This is a genomic window from Bradyrhizobium pachyrhizi (assembly GCF_001189245.1).
Classification (GTDB): domain Bacteria; phylum Pseudomonadota; class Alphaproteobacteria; order Rhizobiales; family Xanthobacteraceae; genus Bradyrhizobium; species Bradyrhizobium pachyrhizi.
On record NZ_LFIQ01000079.1, the window covers coordinates 14,812 to 30,263 of the forward strand.

Genomic DNA, 15,452 nt, shown 5'->3' on the forward strand with positions numbered 1-15,452 from the left:
GCTCGTCAGAGCAAAGCGGGTGGCGATCCGGTCCCTCCACGCAGCGATGCGTGTGGCTGACCCCCATCCCGACCTTCCCCCTTTCAGGGGGGGGAAGGAGAAGACAACGTTCCCCGCCATTCGGCCTGAGCCCGTCGCGATATTCGGGGCAGACGCGTCGCAACCTCACGACGTCGTTCCGGGATGGCCCGCGGGGCGTGCCCCGGAATGACGGTCATCATCCTCTCCGATTCTGCAGAGCAGCCCTGCAGGCGAATATTTTTCTCCGGTCCCTCTTGGGGTTTTCATGCATCTGCATTAACTCCCCGTAACGTTCGGCGGGGCTGCTCCCCGCGCAGCAATTGCGGGGGAAGACAAGATGGCCGTTACCACCGGGGATCTTCGACCGACGTCGGGCACGTGGCGCACGCCGCTGGTCATCATCGTTTGCGGCTGCGCGATCGCTCTGCTGAGCTTCGGCCCGCGCTCCAGCCTCGGCTTCTTCGTGCAGCCGATGAGCCATGAATTCACCTGGGGCCGCGACGTGTTCGGCCTCGCGCTGGCGCTGCAGAACCTGCTGTGGGGGCTCGGCCAGCCGATCGCCGGTGCGATTGCCGACCGTTTCGGCCTGCTGCGCGTCATGGTCGTCGGCGCGCTGCTCTACGCCGCCGGTCTATTGCTGATGCGCTATTCGACGACGCCGCTGTCGCTCGATATCGGCGCCGGCGTCCTGATCGGCTTCGGCCTGTCGGGCTCCTCATTCAACCTGGTGCTGTCGGCGTTCAGCAAGCTGTTGCCGCCCGCGCAGCGCGGCATCGCGCTCGGCGCCGGCACCGCCGCGGGCTCGTTCGGCCAGTTCCTGTTCGCGCCGTTCGGCGTCGCGATGATCGACAATTTCGGCTGGCAGACCGCGCTCCTCGTATTCGGCGCACTGATGCTGCTGATCCTGCCGTTGTCGCTGGCGCTCTCGACGCCGCCGGCGGAGACGAATGACGCCGCGCCGGCCGATCAGCAGTCGTTCAAGACCGCGCTGGCGGAGGCGTTCGGCCATCGCTCCTACGTGCTGCTGGTGCTCGGCTTCTTCACCTGCGGCTTCCAGCTCGCCTTCATCACCGTGCATCTGCCGGCTTATCTCGCCGACCGCGGCATTCCGGCATCGACCGGCGGCTGGGTGATCGCGGCGATCGGCCTGTTCAACATCGTGGGCTCGCTCAGCGTGGGCTGGCTGCAGAATGTCTTCCCGAAGCGCTACATCCTGTCGGTGATCTACTTCACCCGCGCGCTGTCGATCGTCGCCTTCATCTCGTTCCCGATCACGACCTTCTCGGCGATCGCGTTCGGCGCGATCTCCGGGTTGACCTGGCTCTCCACGGTGCCGCCGACCTCGGCGCTGGTGGCGCTGATGTTCGGCACGCGCTGGTTTGCGACGCTGTACGGCTTCGCCTTCGTCAGCCATCAGGTTGGCGGCTTCCTCGGCGTCTGGCTCGGCGGCATCGTGTTCGAGCAGTACGGTTCCTACACCCCGATCTGGTGGCTGTCGGTGCTGTTTGGCGTGCTGTCTGCGCTGATCAACCTGCCGATCGTCGAAAAGCCCGTCGCCCGCCCGGTTGCGCAGCCTGCCTGATGGGGTAAACCATTCCCCGAAACCAAGATTACGGGGAGTGCACATCGTGGCAACGTTCAAGGCAATCAGGATCGACAAGGCGGATAAGGGTACCACCGCCGCACTCACCCAGTTCGACGAAGCCGAGCTCATGGACGGCGACGTCACCGTCCGCGTCGAGTGGTCGACACTGAACTACAAGGACGGCCTCGCACTGACCGGCAAGGCGCCGGTGGTGCGCCGGTTCCCGATGATCGCGGGCATCGATTTCGCCGGCACGGTCGAGCAATCCAGCCATCCGGACTGGAAGGCGGGCGACAAGGTCGTCTGCAACGGCTGGGGCATGGGCGAGACCCATCTCGGCGCCTATGCTGAAAAGGCCCGGATCAAGGGCGACTGGCTGGTGCGGCTGCCCGACGGCATCTCGGCCCGCGATGCGATGGCGGTCGGTACCGCCGGCTATACCGCGATGCTCTCGGTGCTGGCGCTGGAGAAGCATGGTCTGACCCCGAAGAGCGGCCCGGTGGTGGTCACGGGTGCCGCCGGCGGCGTCGGCTCGGTGGCGATCGCCGTGCTCTCGAAGCTCGGCTACCACGTCATCGCGTCGACCGGACGGATGTCGGAGACCGACTACCTCAAGGGTCTCGGCGCCACCGAGGTGATCGACCGCGCCGAACTGTCAGGTGCGCCCAAGGCCCTGGCGAAGGAGCGCTGGGCCGGCGGCGTCGACAGCGTCGGGTCGACCACGCTCGCCAACCTGCTGTCGATGACCAAGTATGGCGGAGCCATCGCGGCCTGCGGTCTGGCGGCCGGTATGGATCTGCCGTCGTCGGTCGCGCCCTTCATTTTGCGGGGCGTGTGCCTTCTCGGTATCGATTCGGTGATGTGTCCGATCGAACTGCGGAGGACCGCCTGGCGCCGCCTGGCCAGCGATCTCGACAAGGCAAAACTGGCTGATATCACTCACGAAATCACCCTGGACGAAGTCATGGGCTTTGGCGCGAAAATCCTCGGTGGCCAGGTCCGCGGCCGCATCGTGGTAAAAATAGTCTGAGGACGTTCAGACTTTACCAACCAAGCTGCTCCAATGTTGCCACTGTTGGTATGGTAAGCAGCGGGTAAAGAGACTTGCAGCATGATCCCGGGGGGCCGGGTTTCCTCGCGCAGACGTCGAAAAGCGTCGGTGCGGGGGGCATGCGCAACAAGGAGCGAGTGCCCGCGCTCGTAAGTGGAGTAGCTCATGCTTGCGCGTTTGGTGTTGGGGGCCGTCACGGCCGGAGCAATGGTCGTGCCGGCATTCGCGGGCATGATGAACGCCGATGAGGCCCGCAGATTCGTCGCCGGCAAGGTGTTCGCGTTCACCTGTTTCGATGGTACCCGTGGCGCCGGCCGCATCCTCGACGATCTGGGTGCGGCAGGCTCGGTCCAGTTCTCCGGCTCGGGGCCGATCCGTCACCTGCGCCTGCCCGGCAACACGCTGCAGATCCGCGGTCAGAGCGTTTGCGCGTCGCTGAAGGGCATTCCGTTCGAACCGTGCTTCAATCTCGACAAGCAGGACGACCGCTCGTTCCGCGGCTCGGTCTCCGGTATGGGCTTTGCCTATTGCGATTTCCATCACCAGGGCGGCCAGCAGATGCTGATGGCGCGCGCGGCGGCGCGTCCGCGCTCGCTGCATCCGCGCACCCGATCGGCGGATGCCTCGCAGACCGAAGTGTCGCGCGTTGAGACGCCGCAGGTCGGAAGCGCGAAGCTCGAGCCGGTCAAGGCCGAGCCCGCCAAGGTCGAGAGCGCGCCGGAATTGCGCCGCTCCACCGACTAACCTTTCATCTGCGCGCTAGCGGGAATAGCGTCGCCAAGCCGTAGTCATACGGATGGCGGTCGCCACGCCTTGCTCGCTACTCAATACCTGGCGTTCGCCGCGAGGCGGGACATTGGGGACTCTGATTTTGAGTAGTCATATGGCGCAATATTTTTTTCGAATCAGTGACGGCGATTACGCTGGTGCATCCGACCACGCGACGGAGTTTGAGAGCCGCGAGGTGGCCTGGGCCGAGATGACCAAGGTCTGCGGAAATTTCCTCGGCAGCATTTCGCGCAATCTGAAGCAGAACAGCGAATGGCACATGGAGCTGCTCGACGAGGGCAGAAAACCCGTGTTCAGGATTAGACTGGTCGCCGAGTCCGTCGACTGAAGGCTGTCTTTCGAGACGGCAGGTTCTAGCCCTCGGCCTGCGCGAGCGGCGGGGTGGTTCGCCTGCGAAACAGGATCCGCTGATACAGCCAGCCGATCGCGACCAGCACGATGCCAAGGCACATGAACGACAGCGCCCGGTAGACACCCGTGAGTGTCGACATGTCGATCAGGAACGCCTTCAGGATCGTCAGCCCGATCACCACAGCGGACGCGAGCCGCGCCCGCTGCGAGTTGACGACGATGCCGATGCCGAGCAGCGCGACGCCGAACATCAGCCAGGCGATCGAATAGGTGTATTGCTCCGCGCCCGTGGTCTCGCCGCGCGTCAGCACCGGTCCGTGGTAGAGCCTCCGGATCTCGAACGTGACGTAGGCGAGCGCAAGGACCAGCGCGCCGGCGGCGATCGTGTTGGCATAGCCGGCAGGACGATGGCCCGCCACCGCATAGGACAGCAGCAGCGCCAGCACCGCCGGCAGCGCGTAGCCGAGCAGCAGCAGGTTGATGAAGCTGCCGCCGACGTCCTGCCACCACAGCATCGGGTTCTCCAGCGCCAGCAGCCCGAACAGGCTGGCGAGCCCGGCGAACGCGGTCAGCAGGATCGCGCCGACATTGTGCACGATGCTGCCGCTGCGCAGGCGCAGCCGCTCCAGTCCGATCGCCATCGCAAGCGTCACGCCGACTTGCAGAGCGACCTCGGTCAGCCCGGCGCTGGCGTAGTAGACATCGCCGCTGTTGACCGCGTGGCGGATCTCCATGAAGGCGAGCAGCACGGTGAACAGGATCGCGGCGGATTCGACGATGCGCAGCGGGACGTCGTCGCCCTTGCGGCGCAGGAAATGGCTTGCCACCCAGAATGACAGCGCCGGCATGCCATAGCCCCACAGCAGCCAGTTGAAGATCGGCGTGGTGCCGACGGCGTCGCCCGCGATCCGCGGCTCATAGCCGATGCGCAGCACCACAATGCCGGCCAGGATCGCGGCAAGCCAGCGCAGGAACGGAATCGGCCGCTGCACCGACAGCCACGCCGTGCCCATCGACACCAGCGCGAGCGCGATGGTGAGCCAGCCCTTGTCGAGCGCGAAGGTCAGCGCCAGCGCCAGCGAGGCGAGGGCGCCGGTGGCGGACAACGCAATCGAAGGCGACAGCTCCGGCCGTTCGCCGCGCCGGGTCAGTGCTTCAGTCGCAGCCGCATAGGCCGCGGCGAGCAGCACGGCGAGGACCGCGAACGGGATCGAGCGGTCGAGATGCGCGATGCGTGCGCAGAGCGCGACCAGCAACGCGACCGGCGTGAACACGGCCGCGGCGGCCCAGGTCACCGTGACCTTCGTGGTGGCAAAACGGAATTGTGCGAGGAAACCGGCGATGCCGAACGCAGCAGCGAACAGCGCGGCGGTGACGAGATGCAGCGAGACCGAGCCATCGGTCGCGGACGGGCCGATGCCGGGGATCGCGCCGCCCGGCAGCACCAGCATGTCGACGTTGCGGCGGACGGCCCATTCGCCGAACACGATGAACACGAAGATCGACGCGGCGCCGATCGCACGGGTAGCAGCAGGCGCGCGCCAGGCGACAAGCAGGCTTGCGGCCGTCAGCAGCGCGAAGCCGATCATCGCGGTGTCGGCGTGGGCGCTGTTGAGCACGATCAGCATCGCGCCAAGCAGATAAGCCGCGAGCGAGCCCGAGGAGATCGGCTCGATCTCCTCGCCATCGCCGCCGGGGCCGAGCATGAAGCCGCAGACCACGAGCAGCGCCGCCAGCACGAAGCCAGCGATCACATGGAAGACGTGCGGCGCGATCATCTCCGGACCGCATTGCAGGCAAGGGAAGGTCCACAGCAGCGCGAAGGCGATCGTCGTGACCGCGAGCCAGCGCCACAGCCGGATGCGTGCAAGGCCGAACGCTGCCGCCGTGACGATAGCGAGGTAGATGTAGAGCGACCAGAAATCGGGCTTGTCTGACGACACCAGGAGCGGCGTGACGAAGGCGCCGACGATGCCGAGCCCGGCCAGCGCGGGCCCGTGCAGCAGCGCGGCCGCCAGCGTGCCGAGCGCGACCATGCCGAGCAGGATGAAGGCGGTTGCCGGGGCGAGGAAGTCATACAGCGCGTAGGCGGCGTAGACGGTGGCGAATGCCACCGCGGTGCCGGCGGCGGTGAGGATCGCCGGGATGTTGGCGATCGGCAGCGCCGCGATGTTGGAGATGCTTTCCTGGCGCCTGGTCCATTCACCGGCGCCGAGCAGCGCCAGCGCAAACAATCCGCCGAGCATCGTGCGAACGCCGGGGCCGAGCAAGCCGGCCTCGATCGAATAGCGCACCATGAAGAAGCCGCCGAGCGCGAGTGTCAGGCCGCCGATCCACACCACCCAGCGCGTGCCGAGCGTCTCCTCGAAGCCCGGTGCCGGCTGCGGCGGGGCTGGCGGCTCCGGCAGGGGCGGCGGTGCGGCACCTGGCGCGTCCGCGGCTGGCTCGGTCTGCGCGGCCGGTCCCCCGGGAGTCGCCTCCGGGAGCGGTGGCGGCGCGACGGACGGCGCCGTCGGCGGCGTCTGCTCGAACTCCTGCAGCGGGGTCAGCGGTGGCGGCATGGCCGTCCTCACGGCGGCGCCGCCCGCGGCCTCGATCGCATCCAGGCGTCGCTGCAGCAGGTCGATCCGGCCCAGCGCCTTGCGCGCGAAAATGATCGCGACGATGGCGAGGACGAGCGTCAGGAAGTCGAACGGCGAATCGAACATTGGGCCTCCGGCGGGACGCGCCGGACTTGGCCAGCCAGCGGCCCGTCGCAACCTAGTAGTGCCGTGAGGAGGACCGGAAGTTCAAGCGATCGGGGGTGACCGGCCGCGCTTAGTCCAGATCGATGCGGAAAGGCCGGCCTTCGACGCTCATGCTGCCGGGACCCATCGCGTCGAGTGCACGCAGCATCCGGCCCTCGCGCCCCAGCGCCTTGTCGGCGAGGCTGACGATCAGCCGGTTGGGGGCCGCGATCGGCGAGGCCTCGCGGATCATCCGGGCGATGGACATTTCGTCGCGGTGCGGGTTGAGGGCGCAGACCGTGGCGAATGCGCTCGCCGTCGAACGGCTGATGCCGGCGTAGCAATGCACGACCATTGGTGCTTGGCGATCCCAGCCGCGCACGAAGCTCAGCACCTTCTCGATATGCGACTCGTTGGGCGCAACGAAGCCGTCCATCTGTTCGATGATGTCGTCCATCGACACTTTCAGGTGGTTGGCCGGCAGCACGGAAGGCGGCCGCTGCACCTGGTCGACATTGGCCATCACGGTCAGCACATGGCTGGCGCCGGTGGCGCGAACCGTGTCGGAGAGTGCGGCAAGCGAGCAGACGTGAAGCATGATGGTCCTTCTATCGGGGGTGCCGGATTATAACGGCTGCTCCCGAACGGGCAAAGGCGGGGGTGCCATGCCGATTCGTCGTTTTGCGGCGCAACCGACGGCACACGTGCCGCGCCTAGGAGGCGTGCAATGTGTTGAAGCGCTCGAGGAACTGCTTTTCGGCCCGCGCGGCGGTCCATGGCGTCAGATAGTCGCGCTCGGTCGCTTCGGGCAGTTCCGGATCGCGGCCGAACAGCCGCTTGGCCTCGGCTTGCGAAAATCCCGCCAGATGCGTGGCCTCGAGATATGCGGCGCCGCGATCGGCGGCCTTGATCTGCTGGGTGATCTCGTCGGCCAGCACGGCAGGCAGGCCGAAGCGGATATGGATCGCGCCGAGCAGCCGCTTTTCTACCGCCTTGTATTCGCCTGACAGCACCGCCTTGAACGGTGAGATCATGTCGCCGATGACATATTCCGGTGCGTCATGCAGCAGCGCCGCGAGACGATGGCGGATGTCGACGCGCGGCATCTGCTGGCGCATCACGGCCTCGACCAGCAGCGTGTGCTGGGCCACCGAGAAGATGTGCGCCCCGCTGGTCTGGCCGTTCCAGCGCGCAACCCGCGCCAGTCCATGCGCGATGTCGACGATTTCGATATCGAGCGGCGACGGGTCGAGCAGGTCGAGCCGGCGTCCCGACAACATCCGCTGCCAGGCGCGGGTTGTCTCCGTCGATTTGCGCGCCGTCATTTCTTCTTGAGTCGCGGTGTGCGGAGCTTGCCGCTGCAGCTCTCGTGGCAGAAGCAGGTCACGAGGTGATCGTTGACCATGCCGGTCGCCTGCATGAAGGCGTAGACGATGGTGGGACCGACGAACTTGAAGCCGCGCGCGCCGAGCTCCTTGGAGACCTTGATCGAGACCGGCGTCGAGGCCGGCACGCTCGCGGTGGTCTTGAACTGATTGACCTTCGGCTTGCCGTCGACGAAGTCCCAAAGGAAATTCGAGAAGCCGGGGCCTTTCTCCATGATCTCCAGATAGCCCTTCGCGCTCGCGACCGCGCCTTCGATCTTGGCGCGGTTGCGGACGATGCCGGCGTCGTTCATCAGCGCGTGCACCTTCTTGGCGTTGTAGCGCGCGATCTTCTCGGGCTGGAAATCGTCGAAGGCTTTGCGGAAGTTCTCGCGCTTGCGCAGGATCGTGATCCAGGACAGACCGGCCTGGAAGCCGTCGAGGATCAGCTTTTCGTAGAGCGCGCGGTCGTCATATTCCGGCACGCCCCATTCATTGTCGTGATAGGCGACGTAGAACGCGTCCTCGCCCGGCCACGGGCAGCGCGTCTTGCCGTCGGGATGCAGTTGCGCGGTACGGGTCATGCAACGGTCTGCGTGGGTGTGATGCGGACGGCGTCCGGCTCGGCGAGGTGAAGCGACAGCCCGCCCGCGGTCAGCGCCAGGCCGGCGTCGAGCGCATCGGCGACGCGGTCGATCCGCACCAGCGCAAGACCTTTCTCGCCGGCGGTCGAGCCGATGGTGCCGACCTGCTTGTCGCCGGCGAGGATCGTTGCGCCGGCTTCGGGCGCGGGGCCGTCGAGGACGATCTTCACCGTGCGGGTGCGCGCCGTGCCGCGGTGCTGCATGCGCGACACCACCTCCTGGCCGACATAGCAGCCCTTGTCGAAATCGACGCCGTTGAGGCGGTCCATGTTGGTCTCGTGCGGGAAGGCGTCGCCATACATGAAGTCGAGCCCGCCGCGCGGCACGCCGGCCGCGATCCGATGCGCCTCGTAGGCGCTGGAGTCGACGAGATCGGCACCGATCAGCTCAGTGAGCCTCTGCTTCAAATCTTCCGGGATCAGGATGCGCCAGCCGAGCGCTGGGTTGCGCGGATCGGCGAACGCGAGATCCGGCGTCGCCGCCGGCTCGCCATCCCAGGCTGCCAGGACACCGAGGCTGTCGGATAGGTTCTCGACCACGACCTTGGCGCGCAGCTTGTAGAAGCCGAGCTTGTCGGCAAGGCCCTTGGCGAGCGCGCGCGGCGCGTCGATCAGGAAGCCGCCGCCATGGCCTGAGGGTATCTCGGTGATCAGGAAATCGACGATGATCTTGCCCTGCGGCGTCAGCAGCGCGCCAAACCGGGCCTGTCCCGCGCGCAACTCGGCGATGTCGGCGGTGATGAGGCCGTTGAGGAAGTTGCGGGCGTCCTCGCCAGAGACCTTAACCGCGCCCCGATCTGGAAGAAACGCTGCTTTCATTCGCAAAATTGGCTCTTTTTCCAAGTTCCTTGGGAAACGCGCAGGCCGCGATATCCCCTGCCAAGCTAAGGCGCTAGAGTGCGCCGAACAAGGCCCGCGCGACAGCCGAAAGCGGGCGTCGAGGACCGATGAATCAGCATTTTGACACCATTCTAAAATCCGGCACCGTGGTCAATCAGGACGGCGAGGGCGTGCGCGATATCGGTATCGCGGGCGGCCGCATCGCCGCGATCGGCTCGCTCAGTCAGGCCTCGGCCGGCGAGGTGATCGACTGCAAGGGCCTGCACATCCTGCCCGGCGTGATGGACACCCAGGTGCATTTCCGCGAGCCCGGGTTGACCCAGAAGGAAGACCTCGAGACCGGCTCGCGCAGCGCCGTGATGGGCGGAGTCACCGCCGTGTTCGAGATGCCGAACACCAATCCGTTGACGGTCACCGAAGCGGCCTTCACCGACAAGATCAAGCGCGGCCGCCATCGCATGCATTGCGATTTCGCGTTCTTCATCGGCGGCACCCGCGAGAACGTGCAGGATCTGCCGGAGCTCGAGCGCGCCCCGGGCTGCGCCGGCGTCAAGGTGTTCATCGGCTCCTCCACCGGTGCGCTGCTGGTCGAAGACGACGAGAGCCTGCGGCGGATCTTCCAGGTGATCCGGCGTCGCGCCGCGTTCCATGCCGAGGACGAATATCGCCTCAACGAGCGCAAGCCGCTTCGGATCGAGGGCGATGCTCGCTCGCATCCGGTGTGGCGCGACGAGACCGCCGCGCTGATGGCGACCGAACGCCTGGCCAATCTCGCGCGCGAGACCGGCAAGCGCATCCACGTGCTGCACATCTCGACCAAGGAAGAGATTCTGTATCTGCGCGACCACAAGGATGTCGCGTCCTGCGAGGCGACGCCGCACCACCTCACCATGGCGGCGCCCGAATGCTACGAGCGGCTCGGCACGCTGGCCCAGATGAACCCGCCGGTGCGCTCGGCCGATCACCGCGCCGGCATCTGGTACGGCATCGAGCAGGGCATCATCGACGTGCTCGGCTCGGACCACGCGCCGCATACGCTGGAGGAGAAGGCCAGGACCTATCCGGCCTCGCCGTCGGGCATGACCGGTGTGCAGACGCTGGTGCCGCTGATGCTCGATCACGTCAATGCCGGGCGGCTGTCGCTGGCTCGCTTCGTCGATCTCACCAGCGCGGGGCCTGCGCGCCTGTTCAACATCGCCTGCAAGGGCCGCATCGCGGCGGGTTACGATGCCGACTTCACGATCGTCGACCTGAAGCGCAGCGAGACCATCACCAACAAATGGATCGCCTCGCGCGCCGCCTGGACGCCCTATGACGGCGTGCGGGTGCAGGGCTGGCCGGTCGGCACCTTCGTGCGCGGCCGGCGGGTGATGTGGCAGGGCGAAGTCACGACACCGTCCACCGGCGAACCGGTTCGGTTCCTCGAGACGCTGAAGCCGTAGGTTCGCGTTTGACGCGTTTTCTTCACGCGAACCGGCGGCCCACTTCGCTCGAAAACGCTATCGGATTACTGTCTGGCCAATGCCAGCGAGAACTCGCCGTTGCGCACGCGCGCGGCGAGGCCCTCGGCGAATTTCGCCACCGCGTCTTCGCCATAGGTGCCGACCAGCTCGGCGAGCGCCGCAAACAGGCTCGCCTGCGCGAGGCAGTCGCCATCGACGCCGTCGTGACGCGCTTCAGCCCAGGCCTCGTTCAGGTAGCCCAGCGCGGCTTGCTTCTGCTCGTGGTCGGGTCGCGGGTCTTGGTGATGGGGGAAGGACGCTGGATGGCGCATGAAACTCTGCAAATTGACTGCGCGCGGTCCGAGGAGCGAACCACTGCGACGTCCGAGATGTATCACGCATGCGGGTACCGCCTAGCCCACATCTTTCGAAAAGGTTAATGGCGGCCCCGGCATTTAAAGGGGAATTCCGGATGTCCGGGCCGCGATCAGCCGAATGAGCTGTGGATATGGTCCAGCACCGCGCGCGGCGTGGCGCACAGATGGCTGGCGCCGGCCTCGGTCAGCTCCTCCGGCGTGCCGTAGCCATAGGTGACGCCGACCGCCCGGATGCCGTTTCGATTCGCCCCGATCACGTCGTGGCTGCGATCGCCGATCATCAGGGATTTGTCCGGATCGGCCCCGGTCTGCGCCAGCGCATAGGCGAGCAGGTCGACCTTGTTGACCCGGGTTCCGTCGAACTCCGAGCCGAACACATGGTCGAAATAGCCGCCGAGGCCGAAATGCGCGATGATCCGCGTCGCGAACACGTGCGGCTTCGAGGTCGCCACGAACATCCGGCCCGGCGCCCTGCGCAGCTCGGCCAGAACGTCCGCGATATCGGGATAGACGGCGTTCTCGAACAGCCCGACATCGCCGAATCTTTCGCGGTAGAGCGCGACCGCGCGGTCGGCGAGCGCCTCGCCGCCGAGCAGCATCGCAAAGCTCGCCCGCAAGGGCGGCCCGATGCACCAGGTCAGGTCCTCCTGCGAGGGAACCGGGCGGCCGAGCTTTTCCAGCGCGTACTGGATCGAGCCGGTGATGCCGGGCTTCGGGTCGGTCAGGGTGCCGTCGAGGTCGAAGAAGATCGCCCCGTCAGTTGGCATAGCGGGCCGTCAGGTCGCGGGAGATTTTCGAGCCCTCCTCGATGTAGCGGCGGATCGCTACCGTGGCCGCGGGCGTGCAGGTCCGGTAGGTCTGCTGGAAACCGTTATAGCCGCGGTTGAAGCCCGCGATCATGCGGGCGCGGCGGTCGCCGGAGGGGGTCTCGGCATCGATCAGCGCCTGCATCTCGTTGCGCCATTTGGCGCCCTCGTTGGAGCCGCAGATGCCGCGCAGATAGTGCAGGGCGCCGAGGATCTCGGCCAGCCGCTGCAAATCTCCGTCGAACGGCGCAGCCGCGTCCTGCGCCCGGGCGGGCGTCGCAAGGCATGCCGACATCAGGATCACAACGGCGAGAAAGGCTTTGATCATCGGGGGTTCCGGAATGGCCGTGGTATGCCCCCTCAATGCGCCCGAGGCAAGGCGGCCGAGCCCCCCAAAGCCCCCGGACGGGCCTCAAACCAGCCGCCGTGCGGCCGCAATCACCTCATGCAGGCCGCCGGTGACCTTGAGGTCTCCGATCTCCTCCGGCGCCAGCCATTTGAAATCGTCGTGCTCGTCGTTCAGCACGGGCTCGCGGGATGCCCAGCGCGCGGCGAAGGTCATGATCAGGTAGTGCCCGGTGCCGGGGCCGGTCGGCAACACCTCGCGCCAGCCGGCGAGGCCGACGATCTCGACCTTGAGGCCGGTCTCCTCGTCGATCTCCCGGTGCAGGGCGGTATGCAGCGACTCGCCGAACTCGACCCGGCCCCCGGGCAGCGAATAGAAGCCCTTGCCGGGCGAGCGGGCGCGGCGCACCAGCAGCACCTTGCCGTCGCGGAAAATCACGCCTGACACGGCGAGCTGCGGGCGGATCGGAGGTTCGGGAGAGGTCAAGGTGATTGGCAGCCGGTTGTGAAGACCATCATGCCCGATATCTCAGGCGCCCGCCATGATGCTGTCGACATCGGCCTCTGCGGCGCCGTTGATGATGCCGGCGGTCTGCATCACCAGCGGCTTGACCCAGACGATCGCCTGCTCGGCGAGCGCGACCCGGCTCTTGTCCTGCTGCAATTGCCGCATCGCCGCCCCGACCTCGGTCAGGATCTTCGTCATGCTGTCGGTGAGCTGGTCGAATTCGGCCCGGATTGCGGCGTCCGCGGTCTCATAGGCCTCGATCGCGAGATCGCGCGCCCGGAAATTCGACGCGGTGAAATGCTCGGCATAGGACAGCGGCTGCCATTCGAGGAAATCGCTGGCGCATTCCGGCAGGTCCGGGACCATCTCCAGCAGCATGATGGCTTCGTTGAAGTGATTGAGGTAGTCGGTGGCAAGCCCGGTGCGGGGATTGATGTTGGCGGCGCGCAACAGCGCCGCCCGCGCCTCGTCGGGGTACGTCGGTCGCAGGGAAGAACCCGCTATGGCGGCCGTTGAGGTCATTGATCGCAGTCTTTAACGTTCCAAGTTAAGGCAGAATAAACGGATACCACTCTGGACGGCAAATGTGCGGACGCTTTGTCATAACCTCGCCGCCGGCGGCCTTGCGCGAGATGTTCGGCTATATCGAGCAGCCGAATTTTCCGCCACGGTATAATGTTGCGCCGACCCAGCCGATCCCGGTGGTGCTGCTGCAGAATGGCGGCCGGCATTTTCAATTGATGCGCTGGGGCCTGATCCCGTCGTGGGTCAAGGACCCCAGGACCTTCTCGCTCCTGATCAACGCGCGCTCCGAGACGGTGCGCGAGAAGCCGGCCTTCAAGAACGCGATCAAGCGGCGCCGCGCGCTGATCCCGGCCGACGGCTATTACGAATGGCAGGATGCCGGCGGCCGCAAGCGGCCGTTCTTCATCCATCGCCGCGACGGACACCCGCTCGCCTTCGCCGCGCTCGCCGAGACCTGGATGGGACCGAACGGCGAGGAGCAGGACACGGTCGCGATCGTCACCGCGCCCGCGAGCCCCGATCTTGCGCAGCTGCATCACCGCGTGCCGGTCACGATCAGGCCCGAGCAATTCGCGCGCTGGCTCGACTGCCTGCCGAACGATGTCGACGACGTGATGCCGATGCTGAAGGGCCCCGAGGTCGATGAGTTCGCCTGGCACCAGGTGACGATGCGCGTCAACGCCGTCGCCAACGACGATGCGCAATTGCTGTTGCCGATGACCGCGGAGGAAATCGCCGCGGAGGACGCGCCGGCACCGAAGAAGGCCGCGCCGAGAAAGGCGACTATGCGCGAGGACGACGGGCAGGGGTCGTTGTTTTAGCACATGTCTGCACAGCTGCGCAGCTAGGGCTGGAATTGAAGCGCAGCTCTCCAAGTCGTCGTCCCGGCGAAAGCCGGGACCCATAACCACAGGTCTGCATTGTTGAAGCGCGCTGCAGCTCCAGCTTCGCAAACCAATTGAGATTTGTGGCTATGGGTCCCGGCCTTCGCCGGGACGACACTGAATATGTTGCACGGGCAGTGCATCATACTTCGACATTCTCGCAACATGATCTGCCCGAGCTTTGCATTTCGTTTCGCCACTCTCTCCACTCGTCATTCCGAGGTTCGCGCAAGCGGCGCACCCTCAGGTGCGCAATTGCACACCGGGGAATGACGGAGAGAGTCGTCACCCCTTCACGTGCGCCACGCCTTCGATCTCGATCAGCATCTTCGGATTGGGCAGCGCCACCACCACGCAGGTGGTGCGCGCGGGGTAGGGGGCGGGGCCGAACGCGCCGGCATAAAGCGCGTTCATCGTCGCGACGTCGCTGGCGCGCGTCAGCAGCACGTTGACCTTGACGAGATCGCGCATCGTCGCGCCGGCCTCGTTCAGCACGCGCTTGAAATTGGTCACGACATTGGCGAACTGCGCCTCGAAGCCGTCGGGCAGCTCGCGATTGACGTCAAAGCCGGGAATGCCTGAGATGAACAACAAATCGCCGACGCGGGCGCCGAACGAGAGTGGCGGCGCCTGGACGCCGGGCGGAGGAGGGAAGTGCTTGATTGTGGTCATGGGTCACCCGTCTGCGCGAGATGGAAGGGGAGAAACTTCGATGGCGCGCGGCGCCGCTGCACGCCGGCGCCAAAGATTCCTGCCGAAGAGATTCTGGCCGATCATGCCTGCGAGCATCGCGGCGACGAAGACCACGACCGGCAGCGAGAGGCCGGCGAGATTGACCAGTGCGGGGCCGGGGCAGATGCCGACGAGGCCCCAGCCGATGCCGAACAGCACGGCGCCGGCAACCAGCGGCGCATCGATGTCGCTGCGGTCGGGCCAGAGGAAGCGCGCCGAGAAGGCGGGCGCGGCGCGCCGCCGCGCGATCGCAAAGCCGGTTGCTGCGACCGCAACCGCGCCCGCCATCACGAAGGCGAGCGTTGCGTCCCACGCGCCGAACAGATCGAGGAAGCCGAGCACCTTCTGCGGATCGGTCATGCCGGAGATCAGAAGGCCCGCGCCGAAGATCAGGCCGCAGACAAAGCTGGCAAGCACCGACATCTCTAAACCCCTCCTTGTTTGAGCATGATCTTTTCGGAAA

18 protein-coding genes are annotated in these 15,452 nt (G+C 66.2%); 6 read left to right on the forward strand and 12 right to left on the reverse strand.

Features of this window, described 5'->3' with window-relative positions:
• The first annotated feature begins 358 nt into the window (after window positions 1–358).
• From AKL29_RS17325 to AKL29_RS17340, 4 genes are all read left to right on the forward strand, one after another.
• Complete coding sequence (locus AKL29_RS17325) at window positions 359–1,603, forward strand: MFS transporter (RefSeq protein ID WP_028332628.1); 1,245 nt, start codon at window positions 359–361, stop codon at window positions 1,601–1,603.
• A gap of 46 nt (window positions 1,604–1,649) precedes the next feature.
• Entirely contained in the window at window positions 1,650–2,636 is a 987-nt protein-coding gene (gene acuI / locus AKL29_RS17330; RefSeq protein ID WP_050385015.1) for an acrylyl-CoA reductase (NADPH), read from the forward strand.
• Window positions 2,637–2,822: 186 nt separating this feature from the next.
• Window positions 2,823–3,401, forward strand: a complete 579-nt coding sequence (locus AKL29_RS17335; RefSeq protein WP_028332627.1) for a hypothetical protein — start codon at window positions 2,823–2,825, stop codon at window positions 3,399–3,401.
• A gap of 139 nt (window positions 3,402–3,540) precedes the next feature.
• Window positions 3,541–3,774 carry a DUF6894 family protein gene (locus AKL29_RS17340; RefSeq protein WP_050384986.1) on the forward strand — a complete coding sequence of 78 codons (234 nt, stop codon included), beginning with the start codon at window positions 3,541–3,543 and terminating at the stop codon, window positions 3,772–3,774.
• A gap of 25 nt (window positions 3,775–3,799) precedes the next feature.
• Here the strand turns inward: AKL29_RS17340 and AKL29_RS17345 are convergent, their stop codons facing one another.
• The 5 genes from AKL29_RS17345 to ygfZ all read right to left on the reverse strand — a co-directional run bounded on the left by AKL29_RS17345 (window position 3,800) and on the right by ygfZ (window position 9,349).
• Window positions 3,800–6,505 carry a DUF2339 domain-containing protein gene (locus tag AKL29_RS17345; protein WP_050384987.1) on the reverse strand — a complete coding sequence of 902 codons (2,706 nt, stop codon included), beginning with the start codon at window positions 6,503–6,505 and terminating at the stop codon, window positions 3,800–3,802.
• Window positions 6,506–6,614: 109 nt separating this feature from the next.
• A complete protein-coding gene (locus tag AKL29_RS17350; protein WP_028332625.1) occupies window positions 6,615–7,121 on the reverse strand; it encodes a tyrosine phosphatase family protein in 507 nt (168 codons plus the stop codon).
• Window positions 7,122–7,236: 115 nt separating this feature from the next.
• Entirely contained in the window at window positions 7,237–7,848 is a 612-nt protein-coding gene (locus AKL29_RS17355) for a YfbR-like 5'-deoxynucleotidase (RefSeq protein WP_050384988.1), read from the reverse strand.
• Window positions 7,845–8,471 carry a DNA-3-methyladenine glycosylase I gene (locus AKL29_RS17360; RefSeq protein ID WP_028332623.1) on the reverse strand — a complete coding sequence of 209 codons (627 nt, stop codon included), beginning with the start codon at window positions 8,469–8,471 and terminating at the stop codon, window positions 7,845–7,847. The genes AKL29_RS17355 and AKL29_RS17360 overlap by 4 nt, the downstream gene beginning before the upstream one ends.
• On the reverse strand, window positions 8,468–9,349 hold the full coding sequence (ygfZ, locus tag AKL29_RS17365; protein WP_028332622.1) for a CAF17-like 4Fe-4S cluster assembly/insertion protein YgfZ: 882 nt from the start codon (window positions 9,347–9,349) through the stop codon (window positions 8,468–8,470). The genes AKL29_RS17360 and ygfZ overlap by 4 nt, the downstream gene beginning before the upstream one ends.
• Window positions 9,350–9,477: 128 nt before the next feature.
• Here ygfZ and AKL29_RS17370 point away from each other — a divergent pair, with 128 nt between their 5' ends.
• Complete coding sequence (locus AKL29_RS17370) at window positions 9,478–10,812, forward strand: dihydroorotase (RefSeq protein ID WP_050384989.1); 1,335 nt, start codon at window positions 9,478–9,480, stop codon at window positions 10,810–10,812.
• A 65-nt stretch (window positions 10,813–10,877) separates the two neighbouring features.
• On the opposite strand, the gene AKL29_RS17375 is transcribed toward AKL29_RS17370, so the two are convergent.
• From AKL29_RS17375 to AKL29_RS17395, 5 genes are all read right to left on the reverse strand, one after another.
• Entirely contained in the window at window positions 10,878–11,144 is a 267-nt protein-coding gene (locus AKL29_RS17375; protein ID WP_028332620.1) for a hypothetical protein, read from the reverse strand.
• Between the two features lie 155 nt (window positions 11,145–11,299).
• Window positions 11,300–11,956, reverse strand: a complete 657-nt coding sequence (locus AKL29_RS17380) for an HAD family hydrolase (protein WP_050384990.1) — start codon at window positions 11,954–11,956, stop codon at window positions 11,300–11,302.
• Window positions 11,946–12,323, reverse strand: coding sequence for a TIGR02301 family protein (locus AKL29_RS17385; RefSeq protein WP_028332618.1), 378 nt, complete (start codon window positions 12,321–12,323; stop codon window positions 11,946–11,948). The genes AKL29_RS17380 and AKL29_RS17385 overlap by 11 nt, the downstream gene beginning before the upstream one ends.
• Before the next feature lie 84 nt (window positions 12,324–12,407).
• Window positions 12,408–12,827 carry an NUDIX hydrolase gene (locus AKL29_RS17390; RefSeq protein ID WP_028332617.1) on the reverse strand — a complete coding sequence of 140 codons (420 nt, stop codon included), beginning with the start codon at window positions 12,825–12,827 and terminating at the stop codon, window positions 12,408–12,410.
• 42 nt (window positions 12,828–12,869) lie between these two features.
• Window positions 12,870–13,370, reverse strand: coding sequence for a hypothetical protein (locus AKL29_RS17395; RefSeq protein WP_050384991.1), 501 nt, complete (start codon window positions 13,368–13,370; stop codon window positions 12,870–12,872).
• 62 nt (window positions 13,371–13,432) lie between these two features.
• Between AKL29_RS17395 and AKL29_RS17400 the strand changes: the two genes are divergently transcribed.
• The gene (locus tag AKL29_RS17400; protein WP_050384992.1) at window positions 13,433–14,194 is read left to right on the forward strand and encodes an SOS response-associated peptidase; all 762 of its coding nucleotides are present in this window, start codon (window positions 13,433–13,435) and stop codon (window positions 14,192–14,194) included.
• 348 nt (window positions 14,195–14,542) lie between these two features.
• Here the strand turns inward: AKL29_RS17400 and AKL29_RS17405 are convergent, their stop codons facing one another.
• A complete protein-coding gene (locus AKL29_RS17405; RefSeq protein WP_050384993.1) occupies window positions 14,543–14,929 on the reverse strand; it encodes a RidA family protein in 387 nt (128 codons plus the stop codon).
• A gap of 3 nt (window positions 14,930–14,932) precedes the next feature.
• On the reverse strand, window positions 14,933–15,412 hold the full coding sequence (locus tag AKL29_RS17410; RefSeq protein WP_050384994.1) for a DUF6691 family protein: 480 nt from the start codon (window positions 15,410–15,412) through the stop codon (window positions 14,933–14,935).
• Window positions 15,413–15,452: the final 40 nt, after the last annotated feature.

Coding starts and splice junctions, on each gene's coding strand:
- AKL29_RS17325 (WP_028332628.1), top strand. CDS start 359: ATGGCCGTTACCACCGGGGATCTTCGACCGACGTCGGGCACGTGGCGC.
- AKL29_RS17335 (WP_028332627.1), top strand. CDS start 2,823: ATGCTTGCGCGTTTGGTGTTGGGGGCCGTCACGGCCGGAGCAATGGTC.
- AKL29_RS17340 (WP_050384986.1), top strand. CDS start 3,541: ATGGCGCAATATTTTTTTCGAATCAGTGACGGCGATTACGCTGGTGCA.
- AKL29_RS17345 (WP_050384987.1), bottom strand. CDS start 6,505: ATGTTCGATTCGCCGTTCGACTTCCTGACGCTCGTCCTCGCCATCGTC.
- AKL29_RS17350 (WP_028332625.1), bottom strand. CDS start 7,121: ATGCTTCACGTCTGCTCGCTTGCCGCACTCTCCGACACGGTTCGCGCC.
- AKL29_RS17355 (WP_050384988.1), bottom strand. CDS start 7,848: ATGACGGCGCGCAAATCGACGGAGACAACCCGCGCCTGGCAGCGGATG.
- AKL29_RS17360 (WP_028332623.1), bottom strand. CDS start 8,471: ATGACCCGTACCGCGCAACTGCATCCCGACGGCAAGACGCGCTGCCCG.
- ygfZ (WP_028332622.1), bottom strand. CDS start 9,349: ATGAAAGCAGCGTTTCTTCCAGATCGGGGCGCGGTTAAGGTCTCTGGC.
- AKL29_RS17370 (WP_050384989.1), top strand. CDS start 9,478: ATGAATCAGCATTTTGACACCATTCTAAAATCCGGCACCGTGGTCAAT.
- AKL29_RS17375 (WP_028332620.1), bottom strand. CDS start 11,144: ATGCGCCATCCAGCGTCCTTCCCCCATCACCAAGACCCGCGACCCGAC.
- AKL29_RS17380 (WP_050384990.1), bottom strand. CDS start 11,956: ATGCCAACTGACGGGGCGATCTTCTTCGACCTCGACGGCACCCTGACC.
- AKL29_RS17385 (WP_028332618.1), bottom strand. CDS start 12,323: ATGATCAAAGCCTTTCTCGCCGTTGTGATCCTGATGTCGGCATGCCTT.
- AKL29_RS17395 (WP_050384991.1), bottom strand. CDS start 13,370: ATGACCTCAACGGCCGCCATAGCGGGTTCTTCCCTGCGACCGACGTAC.
- AKL29_RS17400 (WP_050384992.1), top strand. CDS start 13,433: ATGTGCGGACGCTTTGTCATAACCTCGCCGCCGGCGGCCTTGCGCGAG.
- AKL29_RS17405 (WP_050384993.1), bottom strand. CDS start 14,929: ATGACCACAATCAAGCACTTCCCTCCTCCGCCCGGCGTCCAGGCGCCG.
- AKL29_RS17410 (WP_050384994.1), bottom strand. CDS start 15,412: ATGTCGGTGCTTGCCAGCTTTGTCTGCGGCCTGATCTTCGGCGCGGGC.